Source organism: Flavobacterium sp. NKUCC04_CG, from assembly GCF_019345525.1.
Lineage (GTDB): Bacteria > Bacteroidota > Bacteroidia > Flavobacteriales > Flavobacteriaceae > Flavobacterium.
Map to the genome: position 1 here is coordinate 229291 of NZ_JAHKRA010000002.1, position 21539 is coordinate 250829.

The 21539-nt window shown below is 32.8% G+C and carries 20 protein-coding genes; 7 read left to right on the plus strand and 13 right to left on the minus strand.

The genetic code is table 11. The annotated features are described in order from the left end of the window. Positions 1-84 precede the first annotated feature (84 nt). Both KO524_RS02565 and KO524_RS02570 read right to left on the minus strand, forming a co-directional pair. Positions 85-1629, minus strand: a complete 1545-nt coding sequence (locus KO524_RS02565) for a tetratricopeptide repeat protein (RefSeq protein ID WP_219289392.1) — start codon at positions 1627-1629, stop codon at positions 85-87. 177 nt (positions 1630-1806) lie between these two features. Continuing rightward, positions 1807-2562 (minus strand): LuxR C-terminal-related transcriptional regulator, encoded by a 756-nt coding sequence (locus KO524_RS02570; RefSeq protein ID WP_255555107.1) that lies wholly within the window; start codon positions 2560-2562, stop codon positions 1807-1809. Positions 2563-3427: 865 nt separating this feature from the next. Here KO524_RS02570 and KO524_RS02575 point away from each other — a divergent pair. Next, a complete protein-coding gene (locus tag KO524_RS02575; protein ID WP_219289395.1) occupies positions 3428-4270 on the plus strand; it encodes a hypothetical protein in 843 nt (280 codons plus the stop codon). Positions 4271-4452: 182 nt separating this feature from the next. Here the strand turns inward: KO524_RS02575 and KO524_RS02580 are convergent, their stop codons facing one another. The 11 genes from KO524_RS02580 to KO524_RS02630 all read right to left on the minus strand — a co-directional run bounded on the left by KO524_RS02580 (position 4453) and on the right by KO524_RS02630 (position 12311). Beyond that, the gene (locus tag KO524_RS02580) at positions 4453-4761 is read right to left on the minus strand and encodes a hypothetical protein (protein ID WP_219289397.1); all 309 of its coding nucleotides are present in this window, start codon (positions 4759-4761) and stop codon (positions 4453-4455) included. A 97-nt stretch (positions 4762-4858) separates the two neighbouring features. Next, positions 4859-5533: a DUF2625 domain-containing protein gene (locus KO524_RS02585; RefSeq protein ID WP_219289400.1), complete on the minus strand. Its 675-nt coding sequence runs from the start codon at positions 5531-5533 to the stop codon at positions 4859-4861. Between the two features lie 3 nt (positions 5534-5536). Continuing rightward, positions 5537-5788, minus strand: a complete 252-nt coding sequence (locus tag KO524_RS02590) for an immunity 17 family protein (RefSeq protein ID WP_219289403.1) — start codon at positions 5786-5788, stop codon at positions 5537-5539. Between the two features lie 130 nt (positions 5789-5918). After that, positions 5919-6404, minus strand: coding sequence for an imm68 putative immunity domain-containing protein (locus KO524_RS02595; protein ID WP_219289406.1), 486 nt, complete (start codon positions 6402-6404; stop codon positions 5919-5921). A 16-nt stretch (positions 6405-6420) separates the two neighbouring features. After that, complete coding sequence (locus KO524_RS02600) at positions 6421-6744, minus strand: hypothetical protein (protein ID WP_219289409.1); 324 nt, start codon at positions 6742-6744, stop codon at positions 6421-6423. Then, positions 6741-7337: a hypothetical protein gene (locus KO524_RS02605; RefSeq protein ID WP_219289412.1), complete on the minus strand. Its 597-nt coding sequence runs from the start codon at positions 7335-7337 to the stop codon at positions 6741-6743. The genes KO524_RS02600 and KO524_RS02605 overlap by 4 nt, the downstream gene beginning before the upstream one ends. A gap of 54 nt (positions 7338-7391) precedes the next feature. Beyond that, entirely contained in the window at positions 7392-8354 is a 963-nt protein-coding gene (locus tag KO524_RS02610; RefSeq protein WP_219289431.1) for a WG repeat-containing protein, read from the minus strand. 126 nt (positions 8355-8480) lie between these two features. Next, positions 8481-9308, minus strand: a complete 828-nt coding sequence (locus KO524_RS02615) for a hypothetical protein (RefSeq protein ID WP_219289434.1) — start codon at positions 9306-9308, stop codon at positions 8481-8483. Positions 9309-9494: 186 nt separating this feature from the next. Continuing rightward, positions 9495-10076 (minus strand): ankyrin repeat domain-containing protein, encoded by a 582-nt coding sequence (locus KO524_RS02620; protein ID WP_219289450.1) that lies wholly within the window; start codon positions 10074-10076, stop codon positions 9495-9497. A 169-nt stretch (positions 10077-10245) separates the two neighbouring features. Continuing rightward, on the minus strand, positions 10246-10872 hold the full coding sequence (locus KO524_RS02625; RefSeq protein WP_219289465.1) for a hypothetical protein: 627 nt from the start codon (positions 10870-10872) through the stop codon (positions 10246-10248). A gap of 407 nt (positions 10873-11279) precedes the next feature. Then, a complete protein-coding gene (locus tag KO524_RS02630; RefSeq protein WP_219289467.1) occupies positions 11280-12311 on the minus strand; it encodes an alpha/beta hydrolase in 1032 nt (343 codons plus the stop codon). Positions 12312-13042: 731 nt separating this feature from the next. On the opposite strand from KO524_RS02630, the gene KO524_RS02635 reads away from it, so the two are divergent. The 6 genes from KO524_RS02635 (at position 13043) to KO524_RS02660 (ending at position 20925) form a co-directional block, all read left to right on the plus strand. Further along, complete coding sequence (locus tag KO524_RS02635) at positions 13043-13648, plus strand: hypothetical protein (protein WP_219289469.1); 606 nt, start codon at positions 13043-13045, stop codon at positions 13646-13648. A 4-nt stretch (positions 13649-13652) separates the two neighbouring features. Next, complete coding sequence (locus KO524_RS02640) at positions 13653-14219, plus strand: TIR domain-containing protein (protein ID WP_219289471.1); 567 nt, start codon at positions 13653-13655, stop codon at positions 14217-14219. 375 nt (positions 14220-14594) lie between these two features. Then, on the plus strand, positions 14595-16637 hold the full coding sequence (locus KO524_RS02645; RefSeq protein WP_255555108.1) for an McrB family protein: 2043 nt from the start codon (positions 14595-14597) through the stop codon (positions 16635-16637). Further along, positions 16637-17935, plus strand: coding sequence for an McrC family protein (locus tag KO524_RS02650; RefSeq protein WP_219289474.1), 1299 nt, complete (start codon positions 16637-16639; stop codon positions 17933-17935). Before KO524_RS02645 ends, KO524_RS02650 begins: the two co-directional genes overlap by 1 nt. A gap of 1257 nt (positions 17936-19192) precedes the next feature. Further along, positions 19193-19735 (plus strand): GNAT family N-acetyltransferase, encoded by a 543-nt coding sequence (locus KO524_RS02655; RefSeq protein ID WP_219289477.1) that lies wholly within the window; start codon positions 19193-19195, stop codon positions 19733-19735. Between the two features lie 161 nt (positions 19736-19896). Beyond that, positions 19897-20925 carry an alpha/beta fold hydrolase gene (locus tag KO524_RS02660; protein ID WP_255555109.1) on the plus strand — a complete coding sequence of 343 codons (1029 nt, stop codon included), beginning with the start codon at positions 19897-19899 and terminating at the stop codon, positions 20923-20925. Positions 20926-21539 lie beyond the last annotated feature (614 nt).

Below are 21539 nucleotides of genomic sequence, written 5' to 3' on the forward strand. Positions count from 1 at the left end.
TTAAGTAAGCGTGAATATTTATTTTTGGACAATAAGCCTACTTGGTTTGCCATGATAAGCCCAGCTTTTAGCTCTTTTTGATTTTTACTTTGATAACTTCTCCTTAAATTCTTTTGCTTTTGCTTTGTCTTTTGCCACCACTTCACCAGCATTGTAGATCTTGGCCAATTCCAGATAGGTACCCGTATCAAATTTTGAACAACTGTAATAGTGACGGCCGAATTTTTCGAAATCTGAAGAATTATAATCGGGTATTAAGCTTTTAGTAAACCATTGAAAAGCTAAATTTTCATCATTTTTAATAGAATATTTAATACGCATTCGCTTGTATATATTTTCTGTTTTCGGGCTCTGAGTGATACCGTATTTATAAATCATTCCCAAACAATACATCGCATTTGGGCTGCCGTGTTCTGCTGCCTTGGTGTACCATTCGATAGCTTTTTGTTCATTTTCTCCACCAGTAAAAACCGACCCGAAAATTTTGGCGTTTTTGCGGTCGTAAAAATCCCCTAAATGCATCATAGCATCTATACATCCCAATGATGCAAGCTGTTCTAATTTGGGAACGTCTTCCATTCTATAGGTAAATGATTTTGTAGCACGAGCTAAAATTGCGTCGCAGTTATTGTGTTTTAAGGCAGCTTCATACCAAGAGTCCCCATCTGGAACCAATACTTCACAATCGAGCTTTTTACTGGCGAAGTATAAAGTCATTTTAGCCTTTTCATCTCCCTTTACTGCGATATCCATTAATGGTAAATATTTTTCTCTAAATTCTTTTTCATTTTTTATTTTAGTTCCTTTACGTAAGGCCTCAGTGTTTGCTTTTGATTCTGCCGCCCATCTTTCCATCTTCTTGTCATAATTAGCATTGACCTCATCTAATATACCGCCCAGTACCGTGGCTGCTGCCTGCACATAAATTTCTGTTTCAGTTGGGCTATTATAATAACTACTGGCTGGTACATATTCCGATGGTGGATCAAGTTCTGAAGTAGCCCCAGAAGATTCTCCTGCTGATGTAGTCAATAGAAGTGCTGTACTTGCCGTGTTTGAAGATGTGTTTATAGGATTTGATGACTTTGTTTTTCCTGTCGAAGTGATTTCTTGCTCTATGGTTTTTCTATACTCATCATCGATAAAATAATTAAGACTAGTTATGGTCGGATTTTGAGTATAGAATGCACCAACGTTATATAAATTAATCACTTTATCTTTTACGGATTGCTTGTATCCTTCTTCATTTGATACCGCTGCCAGTTCTGCCCAACTTAATGTTGTCGGTATATTTATCTTTTTCACAAAAGTACTAGTACGGTAAAAGTCACTATAAATTCCACTAACTCGGATGCTGGATTTTAATTTTGCTAAAACTTGGTATGGAATTTCTGAAACCGGAATTTCCCGCTTTCTAATTTTTATACTATTGATTTTAATATTATCGACTATAAAAGTATAAGTAATTCCACCTTGTGTTAGCTCTGAAATTATTTTAATGTTAAACACCGCGTCAATACCCTCCCAACTATCTTCTGGTGTTGTTCTATAATTAACATGTTGATACCCACTTTGAGCGTTAGTGATTAAGGAAAATAAAATCAATAAAACGCATAATATTTTTTTCATGATTGTTGCAGATTTCGTTAGTACCCAGTTAATACCGCTTCCAAGTTTTGAGTTTCCCTAATTACATAGAGAGTTTAGCGTATTTCGAATGCGATACCGGTTTTATTTCCTTATAAAATTACTGCAATTAAAAACTTAATAAAATACACCAAAAGGAGTATTTTATTGAATAGGATCTTAAATCAATCCTTGTACAACACAGTTTTTTATGAGTTGAGCTGTGTTTTTGGAATCGGATTTGGTCAAAATATTATTGCGATGTTTCTTTACGGTTAAGGCACTAATAAATAACGTATCTGCAATCTCCTGATTACTTAAGCCATTGCTTATCAGTTTAATAATATCAATTTCTCTTTTAGAAAACTCAATAACGGATCGAGTACCTCCATCAAGACTTAAATTCATAAAAGAAGGTTCTCCATTTAAACCGATCAGCGATATTTTATATGTATTCAAATTACTGAGATGATCAATACATGTATTGATATTTAAAGACTTACCATAACCACCCTGATCATCCATAGTCAGCATTAAAGCTTGATGGTTCATTAGGACATAGTTACCATCCTTTAAACGGGCTCGATAACTATAGCTTATTTTATAACTTAACAATTTCTCACGACCTATTTTTTCGGAAAAAAAATGAGCCAAAAAGGTTTCTGCTTTAACGACAAAGTCGATGTCTTCTGGATGAATACCCCCCAAGATATTATTGATCGACAGCAATTCTGGATTCAAATCGTGCATTTCATAGAAAGACGGGCTGATATTAGAAATAGACATGTCAAAAAAATCGATAATAAAAAAAGAAAATGGTCCTGAACTTATAATTGAATTGGTCAGTTCATCAAAAGAATACTGATATAAAGGTGTGTTTATGTTGGTTCGATTTGAAAGCCAAACATCGTGTAGATTCTTTATTTCAAGACGCATATATAAATCTTTTTATGCCATAAAGATATATCATATTCGATTAACAAAATACAAAATTTAAATTTTTATTAACAAATCAAAAACAAACAAAACAACAACAAATGCAACTTTTTAATATAAATAATCTAAATACACCGAAAAACAAACGGTATAATTATACATAAATCAAATACAATTAGCGGTTTTAAATCTATTAAGAATATTAATACAACCACAACAAGCAATGGTTGCAGTGAAATTTAATCTTTAAACCAACAGTGCGCTTTGGATTTACTGGAAAACAATTACAAAAAAGTCACGATAATAGCTGTTGGGACTACAATCGCAATTGTTGCTAATTTAATTCTACCCTCCTCTTGTGTGTTTCCACTAGCTTTGCTGCTACCTCCTCAACCCCCAGAAGCCTATATATTAGGACACCGCTACTAGGTTTTACGAATTAGTACGATAGGGAAAAGTAAAAAAAAGGTTTAGCCACTGCTACTAAATGGCTTTATCACATCTAGTAATGCGAGTGTAACAGAAGCATGTTTTTCTTTTAATAAATCACTTAAAACAAGTAACATCACAGAATTCGTACAGAAACTCCATGGACTGAGACGCGACCTCCTAAATCGTAACGGCGCATCACAAGCCTGGAAGTATTTATAGTCACTAAAAACCTAAATTGGTTTAATATGGTAATACCCGCAATAATTTCCCCCTCGCTGCCGAGCCGAGTACTTATAGCATTCGCGCCTAACGGGTTGGGCCAAGCTTTGATTTTAAAAGAAAACCAAACAATATATTAAATAATAATATTAAATGCTTTTATATGTGCTGAAACTTTACTTTTACACAGAATTTTTATTTAAAACATATAAATATGAGATTAAAATTATTCATTTTTGTTCTTTCAACGATTTTTTTTGCAAATTGCAATCATAGTGATGACAATGAGTTAATCAAAAAGGAAGAAATCATTAAAATAGAAGAACCATTAATAATCAAAAAACAAGAGAATTTAGTTAAGTCAATTGAAATTACACAAAAGAAAGAAGATGTTATAACAACTTCAAAAGTTGAGTTTACGTATGATAATCAAAACCGCTTACTCGAGATCAAAAATTTACGAGGAGAAAATTTAAAATATGAATATCTATCAGAAAATAGCCTGGTAGTTCATGCTACAGATATAGCATCGGAAAATGTAACCAAGTATATTTTTGCTTTAGATTCAAAAACGAAAATGGCTCTATCGTTACAGGTTGAATCTCAGGATAACCCTTATGTAAATACAGATAAATTTATATTTGACTACAATAGCAAAATTCAACTATCATCGATTACCTTCACTAATAAAAATATATTTGACAAGGAAACTTATATATGGTCGGAGGATTACTCCTATCCTGTATCAACCGTAAGTCAATTTGATATTGAATATTTAACTTTTGAAGGAAGTGAATTTTTAAATAACGCATCAATTGATATTAACGCATTAATTAGTAATTACCCTAACTTCATACATCCAAAATATGCCGTATATAGTGGTCATTTAGGTGAGAAAGCCAAATACCTTATTAAAAATGTCAATAGCAGTGTCTATGGTTATGATTATATATTTAATACAAACACAAAAGGCCTTATTGAAAAGGTAACAATTGGTAAAATCAATAAGAAAGAAAACGTATCAGAAATCACAACGTATTTTATTAGTTACAACTAATAGTATTTTATTTAGAGTCTCTAGACACAGTCTCATAAGATCCGTAAGTTAAACATACTTGGGTTAGATTTTTTAATTAAAGTCTAACCCTTTTTTTATTTCACTAACTCTTACACGCATAACCCGATCTTAAAAAGCTAAGATGAGTTTTTGATTATTTATGTGATACGATGGTATAACAGTTAATCTTCTAAACTTATAGCGACTAACAATTGCGGAAACTCATCACTTACTTCATTCACATGATCAATGCTAGTCAGTGATATCCTGTTGTTAAGCACTTCAAATTTTAGTATGAAGTTGTCTTTTTTGTTGTAAAGTAATCCATGCTCTATCCCTTCATCATCTTCATAGTAACCGACTAGTAGTGTCTTTTCTAAATTAATGTTGTTTGATATTATTAATTTTTTCAGATCCAGCCATTCCACATTTAGTAATTCTGTTAATTCTTCTATTTCTAATTTATAATCTTGGAATTCTTCCGTGGTCATTTTCATTGTTAATAAAGGTTTAAAGGATCTTAATGTAGGGCTTAAAATGAAATTACAGTTTATACATTCCTACCAAAAGCCCTGTTTAATGTATGTTTTATTTCCCGTTCAACTGCTTTTGAAAATCAAGTGTTAAATGGTAATTCTCTTCAATTGGGACTAAGGCTCTGGTTGTTTTCGCAATGTCTTTTCCTTCTTCGGTCCACAAAAACGGTATAAAGGAAAACACTTGATTTCCGTTGGCTGTTTTTATATCGTTTTGCCAGTTTTCCCATCTAAAAAGTTTGTAGAATTTATGGATATCACCAGTAAAGGCCCAGTAAAGAAATTCTGAATAGCTGTTATCTAAACATTCCCAGGCTAAGGTGTCTTGAGCTAAATAGTACACTTTCCCTATCTCCGTTCCAATTCCGCCAGCATTTAGGGCAAAATAGCCCCCGATGATATCATCGGCAATTAAAAAATGAGAAGGTTGATCGCCATAGTTCTCAAAGGTTTTGCCTTTGTTCCAGCTTGTCAACCCTCTGTCGAGTTTTTCACTGCCTGAGCCTAAAATCCGCAACCATCCGTGGTCAATTAATATCCCCCCCGTTTCATAGATTACAGCACCCATGGGCGAACGGGTTGTCACTTGTGCATTTAGCAGTTCTCTCTCTGCGCGTGCGCTAGCCCTTGGCAATATCTCAACATCGTTTTCGGCTTCGCTTATCCATTCGGAGACCAACTCCCAACCCGGTTCGTCTAGGTTTATTAATTCTTTTAGTGTCTTCATGTATTAGTTACTTAATAGATATAGAGAACTGATGGCTACTATGCCAAGGATAAGGATGACAATCATTATTTTGCGGTAATTTTCATAACCAAACCATTCAACGAGTACCACACTTTTTCTGTTTCCCGTTGGGTCTGTTGCCCATTTCCATCGCTTTATATATCCTATTAAAATTACTATAAAAACAAGACCGACAATAATATAGGCGAGTTTGGGATTGTTTTTTATGTGATTAAAAACTTCGTCAATGTTCATTGTGTCTTATATATTTGGTTGTGTTTTGTAAAATTACTGGTGAAAAGTGAGAAGAAAGTTTTCTAACCAAATCTCCCTATCGCAAAATCCATATTTGTGTCGCTTTTTGTCGAATGCAACCAAAAGCGTTTTACTTTTTATTAATACTTTCTTTTATACACTCGATAATTTCTAAAATATCAAGAAGTGTATCCTCTTTATAGTCTCCCAGCATTTCAAATAACACAAACTTCTCTGTATTATTATGAATATCAGTCAGGGCATTTTTTAATGTTAGCAATTCCTCTTTTGAGATGTCACAAGTTAGTATTTTTGAACCGTAAGCAGTTGTCAAATCAGCACTTCCGTTTAGTTCACTTTCAGCAACAATTGCTGTTAGTGCAATCACAGCATCTTCATAATGTACAAACTGTTCAAAATCTGGATTATCAAGTCGGACGTTGTTATCCGTGCGTTCATCGAGCAGTTCGGGTTGATCAAAATATTTTTTTAAGTCGCACCGTTTGTAAATTTCCGTCAAGGTTAATTTTTCACACGGAATTTTCTCTAAAAATTGTTGAAAGTCTCCACCATAATCACTTCCAAATGCGGTGTCTTTCCATTTTTCTATAAACATATTTTTTTTATTTTAGTTACCACGCTCGCCAATTATCGATATATTCCGTTGTTTCATCAAGTCCTACTATCGTTCCCATTTTATATAAAGCATCACATAATCCTTCTCTTTCTTCTGTGTCAATGGTACTTTCAATAGCATCGTTGTCTTCGATTTTGTTTAGTGATAAAACACAGTTTTCAAACAAATTGAGTATTTCGCTACTTTCTGTGTTTTCAGGAAGTGCCTTTAGTTTGTCGCGCAGTGCATTGAGCTCCGCCATTAAAATGGGCTCTAAATCTTCATAAACTACTGGAAGGGACTGTTTAAAATCAATCTCTTGTAATTCTAACTTTTTCATAATTCAAAATTATTTATTTTTTTGTGAGAAAACTTCAGCGTATAATTTATTTCGCCTACTTTTTTTGTGGCAATTCTGGCTTGGTTAAGGTCAAGTCGATATTCTTTTAAACAAGTTTTGATACTGCTAACCGCTTTTTCACTGTCTACAACCTTACAAAAAATATTTAATTTCTTTTGCCCCATATCAAAACCATCTACATCGCCTACCCCATTCCAACCTAGATGGTCTTTTAGATATTCTTGCACCTTGTCTTTAAGCCATAAATCTCTTTTATTTCCCAATTCACTCTTTAAAGGAAACTGAACAACAACCCAATGATGATGGTCTTCATCGATTTGAGCATAGCCCTGACTTTCACATTCTTTACAGAAATTAAGGACAAAATCGTCATTGGCCTGGTTTGTTTCAATCGGAATCTCTTCTACTTTCCCTTTAAAACCCACTTTTCCATAGTGAACAACGGCTACTTTTCTCTTTTCGTCAAACCAGGTTTCTTTGTAAAGTAGTTGCTCTTTGTCGTCAGTTTTATAATATTTTATCATGATAAATTCACTTCGTTTATTCTGTACTGAGGTCAGCTTGATCAGCATATCCAATTCTTTTCCGGTATTTTATATAACCGAAGCAGTTTCTATCCGCTTATTTTACCGTGTCGGTTTCCAAATGTAATCCCCGTCTTTATTGATATACCCCTCTTTATAAACAGCGTGGTCTTTTCCGATGGTAACTTTTGCTATCCCATTTTCAAAACGTTCTACATGTTCAAATTTTGGTTTAATAACCATGTTTCCATCGCGATTTATAAATCCATGTTTGTTATTCTTTTTCAACTGAACACTTGCCAAACCATCTGAGAAATTTTCGCCCACTAAGTACTCACAAGGGATAACAACTTCTCCCTTCGTATCCATGTACCCATTGCCATTATCCCAAATACAGCATAGTCCTTCTGAAAAATGTCCATTAGCTATATTAAAATCAGGCGGAATTAAAACTTCGTTGTTTCTATTTACAAAGCCAAATAATTGTTTTTTATTAACTTTTTTGCCAATAAGCGTTGGTATTACGGCTGCCATGCCTTCATGAAAGGAGCTGGTATAATCGTATATGGGCGGTATAATAAAGTTGTTATCCATATCAACAAAGCCCCATTTTTTCTCTATTAAAGATTTACAATTAATCAAACCTTCATTATATTCCGATACGCCAAATTCCCTGTTATTCAGTATTGTTTTGCCACTTGTATTTATGAAATAAGCGGAAGTAAACATATTGTCTTGTACTAATGCTATTCCGTTATGAAATTCATTTACGCGGTAGTATTTAGGTTCAATAACGATATCATTTTCGCTATTGATGAACCCAAATTCTCCGTCAACTTCCACAATTGCTAACCCATCATTAAAACCTCCAAAGCCATATTCGTATCTATAGTTGGGGCTTATATGTATAGTACCTTTACCGTCCATATATCCAAACTCCTCATTAACTTTTATGCCTCCAAACATATTGGCGAAGTCAAAGTCAAACTTTGTAATCAGGCTTCCCAGCTTGTCTATAAAAGCATATTTGCCGTTTTTTTTAACTGGATAAAATTTCTCTGCCATATCGTTCAATAAGTTGCTGCTAAGGTCTCGGTGTTGTGTAATGATTCTGACCAATCTAAGTACAAACAGGGAATGGATGAACTACGGTAGAAATTACCGTTGCCCCCTACTGTCCCTAACCAATTTTTAGTTGCCGTTTATTTCTGTGTTAAGTTGTTTGAATTTATTCTTATTAACTCGTTTTATATTGTCCAGAATTTCCGTTTGTTTTTCGCGGGGTAGTTCTTTTAATTTTTCAATAAATGTTGGATAAACGGTCTTGTTGGCATAGAACCAAAAAGGGTTTGTCAGCGTATCAATTTGTCGCCAATCTTTACCAAGGTTTAAGGCTAAAACTTCGATTAGAAAATCTAAATCTTCAAGCCATACTTTTTTTCCTTTTTTCCAAAATATCCCACTTACCGAAAACTCGCCACCTTTTTGCCGTCCTTCTACAAATCTTTTTCTCCAATTTTCGTCCCAATATTCGGGAATAGCACTTTCTTTCGTTTTTGCTATGGGTTTACCTAATTTTTCCAAAACGCTTCCCCACGCTTCGTCGGCTATAAACCAATTTTTTAGCGCAGCCATAGCAGTTCTTCTTTCGGCTATAGTCCATTGCTTCGCCCCTTCAAGAAAGGCATGCAAGGCGACTTCTGCAGTTGGAAGGGGAATATAAAACCGGAAAACTTGGTCAAACTTCCCCATTCTTTTCTGAAGCTCGGATAGTTTTTGGGCAAGAATCTCGCCGACCAACTTTGGATGGAATACCCAAATTGCATTATACAAACTTTCATAAACACCGGAATCGTCTTTTAGTCTTATCGCGTCGATGAGTTTATGTAGATAATTACTGTCCTCCTCGCCATTTAAAGAATACATTAATTCACTAAATTTCACACAATCTTCCGCTGTTTTTAAATCCCAAACTTTTTCAAGTTCTATACCCCAATTTTCAAAGTTTGTTGTTGTCATTCGTCTGTTTTATGTGCTGCTCTTATTTGCTAGCTACCCATCGAACGGCAACTATAATTAAGCATTCGGTTCTGCTACCCTATTTGGTTTGTTTTATTTTCTGTCAAAAAAAGGCATAAATATAAGCTACTTGCGGTCGTACTAAACCGTTTTAATTGTACTTCTAAAATCTAAGGTAGCAACAAATTATTGATCCTGATCCTGATATTTCAAGATCAAGTTTTTAAGCGTTAAGGCATCATCCGCAAATCCTTGAACTAAGCTAAATGCTGATATGCCGAAATTGTTTTCTGCATAAATATCGGCTCCATGCTCTAAGAGTTTTTCTACAAAGTATACATCGTCATTTGCTTTAACTCCGGTACTCGACATGGCTTTTGTCAAGACAGTACCTCCATGTCCGATGCGAATATGTACATCTGCTCCATTTTTAATAAGGTAATCAAATATTTCTTTTGATTTGTAGGTAAAACCAACACTAAGACATAATGCGGTATACATTCTTGGGCCTCGCTGTGGTTGTGCATTAATGTCAATACCTCTTTTTAGCAGCTCATCGATGATTGGAATGGGATCTAATAGGTATGGGCGATTTATGGCAAATTGCTCCAAATTGCTATCATAAATTAAACTACCGAGGTAATAATGCAATATGTTTTTAGAACTTTCATCTATGGAATTTATTTCAAAATCATCTAAAAACAGCTTAAACTCTGCCTCTGTTTTGCAATGATTGAAAGCTATTTTGTGATCGTTGGTAAATTTCATGCTAACTTGATTAATAAAAAATTGGTTCTTCTGTATAGGCATTTACAAAGATTAAAATTTCTGAGGCTAGACCATCGCAAACGTTATCAGTTGTTGAGTACATTACACAAAAAAACTGTATATATTTTCTGCGACAAGCTTGATTTGACCTTATGGTTGATTCCATCTTTTAGTCTAGTATTTGATTTTTTTGAAGAATTTTCAAGTAATATTTCTCTAACATTTTAGTGTTATCAATTTTATTGGTTCTATCTGTGTACGTAAACCAATCTATCATAAGATCAGTAAAAACCAGTTTTCCACTATCAGTAAGATCTTGGTTTTTGTAGTTCATATACAGAATGCGATTATTTTTATCCAATGGATTTAGCACCAATAATTCCTTCTCATAACAAAAACGAAGAAAAACAACAAACATTTCGTAGGTATTGATGATGTGTTCTGGATATTTTCTATTGGCCGTAAAATGACTGGAGATATCACAAACAAAATTGGCCCAATCAAATTTTTCTTTATAGGTAACAACTAGTAAATCCATCGCCTTTTCGAGCGGTATTAAAAGCATTTTATGTTGCGCTTGCGTTGAATAGCCCTTGTATACTGCTGGGGGATTATCTAGCAATTGGCTTGCAGCTTCTGTATAAACAAAGTATAACGCTTCATCAAATAATCCGCCTATAAAATGGTTGTTACACAGCAGCATCCAGTTTTTATTTTTTGCAGGGGAAAATGTTATTCTATAATCTTGACTATTTAAAAGTTCGTATGTTTTTATGATAAAATCAATCGAAGTCATTACTCTATTTGTTTAGCCAATAAAATTATGGTTTTTTTATTTACAAAAAGACCCTAAAATTAACAAAGTGAATAAAAAAATAAAATAAAACAGCTGCGAACTCCGGTGATATTGACGAATCAAGAGGACTCTGGCGCTAACGTAGTCGAGTGGTTACTGATCCAATAAATAAAGTTTTGTCCGTATAATTTTATAATTCAATATATAGTGTTTTCTTCAAAGCCAACTCCTACTTACATTACCTTTAATAAAATGATAGACCTGATTGCTTGAAGTGAGAAGCTATTTGATTTTTTAAGAGCGAGTGTTTCTATTCTAAGCTCTAAAACCTTTTAATCTTTCCTTGTTTTATAATTTTTACAATTGGCAAAACTTCCAAAAACCTTGCAATCCAAACTAAATCCGAATTATTGTTGTAAAATCCATTCTACAATTTTATCCTTGGGGTTTTGATGAATATCATAACTGTAACCCTCAGCAAAAAAATGATTTTCCCCTTCGAGAACCTCTATAGTGATTTTGGGATTGGCATAACTTTTTAGAAGTGCTACATTAGCCACAGGATCTACTAGAATGTCTTGATCACCGATCATATAAAACAAAGGGATAGAAAGATTTCTATACAGTGGACTATTGTCTTTTATTGCTAAATCTCTATCAGTTGCTCCTAACAAAAACGGAAATCTACTACTATACCTAGCCGTAGAATAGCCTATCTTTTTAATTTCTTTCCTATACAACTTCCAGAATCTTTTCTCATCTGGATGTGCAAGATAAAAATCAATCAAATGACTACAGATGCTTTCCTTTTCTTCAAGTGAATCATACTTGAAATAATCGTTTATTCCATTTTCCTTATGCTTTAATTGATAAATAAAAAGTTCTTTACCAGAAATCACGGGTGACGATAAAATGACTAAAAAATCAGGATTCATTTGGAGTTTTAGAGCATCCATTGCCGCTATTCCTCCAATACTGTGGCCTATAACTCCTATCTTTTTTCCTTTTAACTCCTCTCGATTCGTCAATGTATTAAAAGCACGTTCTAATTCCGCTCCCATCATGGATGCAGTATATAACATATCACTCCCTCTAGATCCTTTAGAGTTGCCTTTCTGTCGCTCATCATACCGAAACACCGCGATGTTACGATCTAATAAAGCTTCGGCTAAATCAGTGTGCGTATTGCGTGTGTTGTACCCTGTACCGGGTTTTATGATAACTACTTTATCAAACGCTGTTTTAGGAACTATTAAACTTCCCTCAAAAGAAACGCTATCTATCTTTTGTTTTCGATCAAATGCCGGTACATTAAAATTAACCGTAGCAAAAGAATAGTTTTCTTTTATTGGAATGAATTTTTCCATCTCCGTTTTGGCATTTTGCCCAAAACACAAAAAACCGCAAATTAATAAAAATGCTAAAAAATTCACTCTCATACGTATTTGTTTAAAATTGATCATAATATTATGCGTCCACTTACTCGCACCAAAACCTAATTACACCAGCTGCCGCTCGAGTCCTCTCGCGTTGCAAATGCTCTTCAATACTACAGCTAAAATAGCTACTTAGTTTAAACTGTGCAAAGAACATATTACTCTTTCACTAAACACACCTTTTCTAAAATAGAAAAAAACTTGATAACCACAAGTAAGATATTGGACCTGCGGGGATTATAAAAAACTATTATTACGACTCATGTTATTCATCTCAATTAAAATAAAAAAAAATGTAAAAAGAAACTTTCGCGCATATCAAAACACCAAACATGATTGAGAATTCTTGTATGTACTAAAGCCCCTGCAAGCAGACTCGCGCAGTAGCGTAGTCGAGTAGTTATGTTATTCATTCGCTAGCGGGGGAGCTAGAAAACTACTCCCGAACTCTTTAATTTATTCTCGAAATAAAATGCTATCTCAAAATATTTAGGGATTTACGGATTTCCGTATTTATAATATAGATATAGATGTTATGTTTGGCAAAAAAATAATATTGTTTCGCTATCCACAACAAATTACTTTGCTAAATATTTAATTTACAAATGTTTCATTATTAAGATAGCGCATTATACGAAATACGGATATAGATGGAGTTTTACGAAACTACAGTGCATTTTGTTTCGTGAAAAACAATGTTAGCTGTAATATTTAACCAAGAAAACTCAATATAAATGAAAAATGGATTATTATATCCAGCAATAAATTTCGTAATTGATATTCTTAAATATTTCAATTTAGTTGAAATTTACAAGAATATCCTCGTTTCTATATTTAATAAATCTAATACATTAACGGTCAATAGATTTGCCATTGACTCATTTATTATTTTAAAATGGATATTTATAATTTGTATTATATATACAAAATCATCTAATTGTTTATTAACAGTATTAGTTTGGTATTTATTGTATTCTAATCTTTACACCTATTTTTATTATCATATATGGCACAATGATACTGCCAATAATCAATTTAATACTCCAGAAAGAATTAGAAGAAGATTTATCAACCTACTAACATCAATTGGCTTTTCAAATCTGTGTTTTGCATATTTGTATCGATTACCTTATTTATCAGAATTCGAATGGAGTGAAAAAATTCCATTAACTACAAAAGCAATATGGTTTAGTTTTGCTAACTCTTTAACAGCGAATTATGAGTTTGTTAAGCCGATAACTAAAATCGGAGTCGAACTTACTATTACACAACTTCTAATCAGTTTTATTTTTTTAACCATGATACTTGGAAATTCTATTCCTAAAACTAATAACAACTAACAAAATGGCATATAGAAATGGAACTTATGTAGCTTTTGCTGCGGACGGCGCAACAAATATTTTGACTTCTGATATTAAATATTATCGATTAATTCAAGCTTGGAACTTAATGAAAAACAGAGAATTTAGTTTAATCAATTCTCATGAAAAAGGTCCAAGTATTAGAAGAGGTAGTTTAGAGGAAACAATTAAAGGAACATTAAGAGAAAGACTTAAAAATAGTAATAGATTGCTTTTACTAGTTGGTAAAACAACTAAACTTGATGATGATTTTGTTCCGTATGAAATAGAATATGCAGTAAAAACATGTAATCTTCCTGTAATTGTATGTTACGTAACTTATAGAAATAGAATTACTAATAATTTACCTTTTGAGTTAGAAAATTTGTTACCTTCAAAACTTGCTGATTTGATAAAAGATGATTCCGTTAAAACAATACATATTCCTTTCCGAGAAAGAATATTAAATAGAGCTTTAAATGATTTCAAATTTGATAAGCTACCAACATATACTATTACTGGATATACTGATTCTTTTTATGACCAAATTTATGGAGGCGGAAAGATATAAATACTACAGCTAACATCGGTTTGGCCCCAGCAGCCGCGCGAGTCCTCTCGCGTTGCAAATGCTCTTTAATACTGTAGCTAAAACAGTTACTTTTAAACTACGCAAAGAGCATATCATATATTAAATATACCTTTTATAAAATAGAAAAACATATAATATACACCAATAAAATGCAGATGCCAACGGGAATAATAAAAAATAAATTGTACTTCAATTAGTCGTTTTATTCTTATGAATTAAAATAGTAAAAATAAATCTTTCATGAATAACAAAACGTCCAACATGATTGAGAATTCTTATATTTACTATAAACCACGCGAGCGGACTCGCGAGCGAACGTAGGTTATTTGATTGATGTAATAAAAATGATAATTTATGAGTCATAAAAATCCAAAAATGTGGATTATGAAAATCACACCAGGAGGTTCTGGTGATACAAAAAAGTATTTTGAAAACTTATTTGTAAAAGATGGCGGGAAAAAGATAATTGGCTACACAAAAGAAGAAGGAGATAAAATTGAAGAATTTTACAGTCTTTGGAACCGTATTAAAATTGGGGACTTAATAGTAGTTATTGAGGGTTTTAATAGAGTTTTTGGAGTAGTAGAAATAACTTCAAATCATTATGATGATGTTAATGGCGAAGGTGATTTGCAATCAGATTGGTTTTATCACAGAAGAAAAGCAGAGTTAGTAAAATACTTTAATCCACATATTGTCTCAAAATCCCATACTAATAGAAATACAATAATTGAATATTCTGGAGAAGGAGCAAGAGATATTTGCGATATGGTTTGGGACAAGATTAAGGATGAATATTGGAAAGAAAAAGAAATTAGAAACATGCAAGATAAAATAGAATTACTTGAATATAAAAAGCAAATCATTCTTCAGGGACCTCCAGGAACAGGAAAAACAAGATTGGCGAAAATGATTGCTAATAAAATGACTAATACTTCCGAAGTTGTAAATCCAATTGAATTAATTGATGGTTTTTTGAAAAATTTTAACACTAAAAGTAAAGATGTCTTAAATACACGGACTAGGCATGAAGAACTTTTAAATGATTTTCAATCGAAATTTTCAATCGAAAGTCTCAAAGACATATCAAAAGAAAATTATTGTATAGGTACAGGATCAAACGATAGTTTTTGTTGGTGGATTGAAAGGGGATTGATTTCTTTAGGCTACTATTTTCCTGGAAGTGCTAGGTCTTATCTTATTTATTGGAGTAAAATAAAAAATGAATACAGTAAACATGGATTAGCCGCACAGATTGAAAATGATGATGAAGCTACTAAAAGGATAGGCTTACTAATTTCCGATTTACTTGAAGATAAAAACATCAAATTAGCAACTACTTTCTTAGGAACAAGCTTTCTACTAAAAATTCTGCATAGCTATTATCCAGAAAAATATTTCCCTGTTAATAGCATCCCTTGTCTTGAAAATATATTAAAATTATTCGGAGAAAATCATTCGCTATTGAATGGTTTTGAGAAAAATTTAAAAGTACAAGAATTATTTACAGAAAGAAAAAAAGCATTAGGTTCAGATGTTACAAGTATCGAATTTATGCAATTCTTATTTGGAAACTTTGATTTGAAAGGCAAAATTGAAATAAAAACCAATCAAATAATTTCAAGAGGCGAGTACAAAATAATCCAATTTCATCCATCATTTAGCTACGAAGATTTTGTGAGAGGAATATCTGCCAAAACAAACTCAGATAATAAGGTATTCTATAAAGTGGAAGATAGAATTTTGATGGAATTTGCAAAAGAAGCTTTGAATAATTCCAAGAGCAAATATGTATTAATTCTTGATGAAATTAATAGAGCCAACTTACCCTCAGTATTAGGGGAGTTAATTTATGCTCTAGAATATAGATTTAAACATGGGCTCGAAAATAATAGTGATAATGAAGTAGAAAGTTTATATGATATTTCAGATGACGAAAACGAATCAAACAGAATACTAAAATTACCAGACAACTTATACATTATTGGAACTATGAATACTTCTGACAGAAATGTAGGCCATATAGATTATGCAATAAGAAGGCGTTTTGCTTTTGTGGATGTGTTGCCAAACCCTGCACCTATCCGAGAAGCGGGAATAGAAAAGTTTAAAAGCGTTTGTAATTTGTTTATAGAAGATTATGACACTGTAGTTTGGAATAATCCAAAATTCAAAACATCAAAACATTTATCTAATGAATTTAAGCCCGAAGATGTTATGATTGGACATAGCTATTTCATTACGAATGAAAAAGACGAAGAAGGCAAACCTTTAGATGAAATAAAACAAATAGAATTGAAATTGAAATATGAAATTGTTCCAATTCTAAAAGAATATGTAAAAGATGGCATCTTAAAGCAATCAAAAGAGATAGAAACATTGATAAGTAGCTTGTAATGATTATAATTAAAGAACAATATGGTTATAAAAACCCGAAATCAATAGAGTATGATTTATCGGCTTATACGACTATTGAACCTCATAAAAAATTATTCAAACAGAAAAAAAGCAATGGTTTTTGCTATGAAGTAACAAAAAATGAAAAAGAATTAAATATTGAAGCTTCTTATTTTGTAGGCGTAGATTGGTTTATTGAGAATAAATTACCAATCTATATTCAACCCAAATTAAACAAAGACAAATCAGAAGTCAACTATGTCAGAATGCTTTTTGACGCATTGCAAGAACCTGAAAACTTCAATCATTTAGATTATTTGTGTGAAATCAATTTTGACAAACCTAGTATTAAAATTGACCAAACTCAAGATTTATTATCTCCACTTTTAGTGATTCAATACCTGCAATTATTGAAAAGAATAGTTCAAAAAGGATTAAAGAAATCATATTATCCAGTGGTTAAAAATCTAAACGTCAGAGTTAAAGGTAAAATATTAGTTAATGCCACAATCAAAAACAATCATACTAAAAGCAAAATGCTTTACAGTTATTGTAAGTATGATGAATTTGGCGTTAACACAATAGAAAACAAAGTTTTAAAGAAAGCATTACTGTTTTCTCAAAAAGCAATTCAAAACATAAATGGAATTAATCCGGAACAATTACAAGGTTTATTCAATTATATCCAACCCGCTTTTCATTCAGTATACGATGAAGTAGAGATTGAAGAATTAAAAACAATAAAACCAAATCCTTTATACAAAGAATATAAACAAGCTTTAAAATTAGCGAAATTTATATTAAAACGATATGGTTATACGATTTCGACACTACATCCAGTTGAAATTGAAACACCTCCATTTTGGATTGACATGAGTAAATTGTTTGAGTTGTATGTATTTGCTAAATTAAAAGAACTGTTTCCATTAAACGGTGAAGTGGAATACCATATAAAAACAAATCGGCAAGAGTTAGATTTTATAATTAATTCAAAAGATAAAAAGTATCAGATGGTTGTTGATGCTAAATACAAACCTCAATACAAAGACGGAAATATTAGTAAAGAGGATATTCGCCAAGTAAGCGGTTACGCTAGAATGAAATCTATTTACAATGAGTTAGAAATGGAAGATAAATATAATGAAGTAATTGATTGTCTAATAATATATTCCGATCAAAAATCAAAAAGAAAAGATTTTGTAAAGGATAATTTTGAATATGTTCCAGAATACAATTATGTAAAGTTTTTTAAAATAGGAATTGAATTGCCAATAGTAAAAACCACAGAAAACATATAGATTATAACAGTCCCCCGCTGCAGTGCGAGTCCGCGCGCGCGGGGCAACTTCGATATACGGGGCGTGCGGGGATTAAAAATCATATAATATTCACATATTGTGATTGTTTTATTCGCATGAATTAAAATAATAAAAAATCGAAAAAACAAATCTTTCATGAATACCTAAATGTGCAACGTGATTGAGAATTCTTGTACTTAATATAGACCACGCAAGCGAACTCGCGCGGTAGCATAGGATTTGCTACTGAAACAACTACGGCGCTAATGCTCTTCAATAATACTACTAAAACATCTACTTACTTTAAACTATATAAACAACACATCACTTCCTTACTAAGGATACCCCCGCTGCCGCGCGAGTCCTCTCGCGTTGCAAATGCTCTTGAATATTACAGCTAAAACATCAACTTTACTTTAAACTGCACAAAGAGCATATCACATATTAAATATACCTTTTATAAAATAGAAAAACATATAATATACACCAATAAAATGCAGATGCCAACGGGAATAATAAAATATAAATTCTACTCCAATGAGTCGTTTTATTCTTATCAATTAAAATAATATAAAATCGAAAAAACAAATCTTTCAAGCATATCAAAACGTCCAACACGATTAAGAATTCTTGTTCTTAATATAGACCACGCGAGCGGACTCGCGCGGTAGCTTAGTTGATTAGTTACAATATTCGTGCGCTAGCGGGGCAACTGCTCTTAAAGATTACACCTAAAACACTTACTTTAAACTACGCAAAGAACATATTAAATATTTAATATACCTTTTATAAAATAAAAAAACATTTAATATGCTCCAATAAAATGCAGATGCCAACGGGAATAATAAAATATAAATTCTACTCCATTTATTCGTTTTTATTCACCTAAATTAAGATAATAAAAAATCGAAAAAACAAATCTTTCATGAATACCTAAATGTGCAACGTGATTGAGAATTCTACTGCTTAAATTAGTGTCCATCTCCGGCATGCATCCCTTAATGATTTTATGTCGACAATGCATACCAATCAACATACAAACTACGATTTTAGACTTTACAGAAAATAAACACAGTATGCTAGCGTGATACAAATTAGATTGACTTTTTTGCTTAAATTTATCCCATAAACCGGTTTCCATATCAATTGGTTGCTAAATTTAAAGTTTCGATTTTTAATTTGCTCAAAATTACATAGCTCCAAAACCTTGTGAATCATTTTCGAAACCAATAAACCAGAATTAAAATCGTAAAAAACATGAATATTAAAATTGAAACCGAGCGACTATACTTAAGAGAAATGTTACCAAGCGATGAAGATGGATTATTTGAACTCGATAGCAATCCCGCCGTTCACACCTATTTAGGTAATAATCCAATAACAAAAATAGACGAAGCTGCACAATATATTGAGTTCGTACAGCAGCAATACAAAGAAAACGGCGTTGGACGTTGGGCGGTAATCGATAAAGTTAGCGGAGAATTTATAGGTTGGTCAGGAATTAAACTGATCAAAGAACCGATGAATAATCACCTTAATTTTTATGAAATAGGTTATCGATTCATAGAAAAACATTGGGGAAAGGGATTTGCTACTGAAACAACTACAGCCTTGTTAGCATATGCTTTTGAGCACTTAAAAACAGCTAAAGTCTACGCCATCTGCCATATAGAAAATCTAGGTTCAAAAAACGTTTTACTAAAAAGCGGTTTAAACCTGATAGAAACCTTTGATTTTGAGGGAACCGAACACAACTGGTTTGAAATAAGTAAAGAGGAATGGCTCGATAAAAAAGCTTAATTCGGTTTTATACAAAAAAGCAATTCCTTACTTTTGAGCCCAACTAAAAGGGTATAAAATTAGCTTTATATGATTTCGAGAACCTGAACCTAGCGGTTTCCATTGATCAAACACTTGGAGAAATTAATACAAAACTTGTAAGTAACCTACAAACCGACAATTTGTACATACAACTTCATAAAAGCATTGTATGCCCTTTAGTCATCGAACAAGTAGATTTTTTAAAACAACTAACTGCTGTATTTGAGCATCAAAGATATATAGAAATGACCCGATTTATTTTAGTGCTACTCGTGATTTTAGCAAGCCCGATTCTAAAGGCCCAATCGACTATATATTCCAAAGCTTATGGAGAAAGCAATAACCCTGCTGTTATTTACATTCACGGAGGTCCGCGAGGCAATTCGACACTTTTTGAAGGAACAACTGCCGAAAGCTTAGCTAATCGAGGATTTTATGTGATCGTTTACGACAGACGAGGTGAAGGCCGCTCTGTCGACACTACAGCGACCTTTACATTCCAAGAAGCCCTAGAAGATTTAAACGCTATCTATAAAAATTACCAGCTTAGAAGTGCACATATTATCGCTCATAGTTTTGGCGGATTGGTAGGAACACTTTATACACAGCAGTACCCTGAGAAAGTGCAGTCATTAATACTGGTAGGGGCTTTGTTTTCTCAACAGCAAACATATAACCATATTTTGGCGACTGCGAAAAAAAATTACCTCGAGAAAAAGGATTCCTTGATGGTTTCAAAAATTTTGGAGATTGAAAAACTGCCAAAAAACTCCGCGGAATATCGAAAGAAATGTTATGAAGTGGCCGCTAAAAACAATTATTTCAAAATGCCGTTCCCGACAAAAGAATCCATGCTACTTCAAGAAAACTATCAAAATAGTGACTTTGCTAAAAACAACATTCGCAACGACAATGCCCCACTTCTATTCTATAGAAACGAAGTCAACAATAATATGGACACCTCTCCTATTCTAATAAACCTTAAAAAACACGTCAAATTGTATGCTATTTACGGCGTACAAGACCAGATATTTTCGCCCAAACAATTTAAGGACATCAAGAATATCGTCACAGACGACAACTTTAAAAGCATTGACAATTGTTCGCATTACCCCTTTGTTGATCAACAAATTGAGTTTATCAATACCGTTGAACAATGGTTGAAATAAAAACGCTCAACAGCTTAAAATTTATTTAGCGAATGCCTAGTGAGGGACTAAAACCCCTGTTTTTTATTGAATTGCTGAGTGTAATTCTTTAAATATCAGGCAGCCTTATCAAAACCCCGCTGCCGCGCGACTCCTCTCGCGTGGTAGATGCTCTTCAATACTACAGCCAAAACAGTTACTTTAAACAACGCAAAGAGCATATCATATATTAAATATACCTTTTATAAAATAGAAAAACATATAATATACACCAATAAAATGCAGATGCCAACGGGAATAATAAAATATAAATTCTACTCCAATTAGTCGTTTTATTTTTATGAATTAAAATAATAAAAAATAGTAAAAACAAATCTTTCATGAATACCTAAATGTCCAATATGATTGAGAATTCTTGTACTTAATATAGACCACGCGAGCGGACTCGCGCGGTAGCTTAGTTGATTAGTTACAATATTCGTGCGCTAGCGGGGACCTGCGGGGATTATAAAAAACTATAATTGCGACTCATTTTATTCATCTGAATTAAAATAATAAAAAATCGAAAAGACAAATCTTTCATGAATAACAAAACCCCCGCTGCCGCGCGAGTCCTCTCGCGTTGCTAATGCTCT